The organism is Hymenobacter bucti, from assembly GCF_042681145.1.
Taxonomy (GTDB): Bacteria; Bacteroidota; Bacteroidia; order Cytophagales; family Hymenobacteraceae; genus Hymenobacter; species Hymenobacter bucti.
This window is the reverse complement of sequence record NZ_JBHUFD010000010.1, coordinates 1-1,450: the sequence shown is the minus strand read 5'-3', so window position 1 is coordinate 1,450 and position 1,450 is coordinate 1. Positions and strand designations below refer to the sequence as shown.

Here is a 1,450-nt window from a genome sequence, read left to right as displayed (position 1 = left end):
AGTCACGCTTATCCCGAAGTTACGCGTGCAATTTGCCGAGTTCCTTCAGCATAGTTCTCTCAAGCGCCTTGGTATGCTCTACCAGTCCACCTGTGTCGGTTTCGGGTACGGTCTCTGTTGGAGTTATTTCCAGGAACAACTTCGCTGCCAGGAGCAATCCAATAAGCCCTGACAACTTACGTCATTCGTCACTTCCAACTGGCCCAGGAATATTTACCTGGTTCCCATCGACTACGCCTTTCGGCCTCGCCTTAGGGGCCGGCTAACCCTGCGCAGATTAACTTTACGCAGGAACCCTTGGACTTTCGGCGAGAGTGTCTCTCACACTCTTTGTCGCTACTCATGTCAGCATTCTCACTTCCGATACCTCCAGCCAGCCTCACGGCTGACCTTCACAGGCTTACGGAACGCTCCGCTACCGCGTGCTTGCGCACACCCATACCTTCGGCGAACGGCTTGAGCCCCGTTACATTTTCCGCGCAGGATCGCTTGACCAGTGAGCTGTTACGCTTTCTTTAAATGATGGCTGCTTCTAAGCCAACATCCTGGTTGTCAAAGCAATCCCACATCGTTTCCCACTTAGCCGTTACTTGGGGGCCTTAGATGATGGTTAGGGTTGTTTCCCTTTTCACGACGGACGTTAGCACCCGCCGTGTGTCTGCCAGATAGTTCTCTTGGGTATTCGGAGTTTGGTTAGAATTGGTACAGCTCGCGCCGCCCGCATCCATCCAGTGCTCTACCCCCCAAGGAATTCGTCTGACGCTCTACCTAAATAGATTTCGCGGAGAACCAGCTATGTCCAGGTTTGATTGGCCTTTCACCCCTATCCACAAGTCATCCCAGACCTTTTCAACGGGCACGGGTTCGGTCCTCCAGCTGGTGTTACCCAGCCTTCAACCTGCTCATGGATAGATCACCTGGTTTCGGGTCGTCATGCGACGTACTTATTCGCCCTATTCAGACTCGCTTTCGCTGCGCCTACACCTAACGGCTTAAGCTTGCACGGCACATGAAGTCGCTGACCCATTATACAAAAGGTACGCCGTCACCACGCGTGGTGGCTCCGACTGCTTGTAGGCTTCCGATTTCAGGTTCTATTTCACTCCCCTCGTCGGGGTGCTTTTCACCTTTCCCTCACGGTACTTGTTCACTATCGGTCACTGAGGAGTACTTAGGCTTGGAGGATGGTCCCCCCATGTTCAGACAGGATTTCACGTGTCCCGCCCTACTCGAGTCTGTCGCTAATTGACGCCTACGGGGCTATCACCCGCTATGGCCGACCTTTCCAGATCGTTCGGCTTTATGTCACGACAGCACTGGCCTGGTCCCGGTTCGCTCGCCACTACTACGGGAGTCTCGGTTGATGTCCTTTCCTCCGGGTACTGAGATGTTTCAGTTCCCCGGGTTCGCTCATTGAACCCTATGTATTCAGGTCAATGTACCTTTGAAC

Annotated in this window: 1 rRNA gene; it reads right to left on the bottom strand. The window is 53.5% G+C overall.

Annotation, left to right across the window (positions count from 1 at the left end):
• Positions 1-1,450: ribosomal RNA gene (locus ACFSDX_RS18605) — 23S ribosomal RNA — on the bottom strand; the annotation flags it as partial.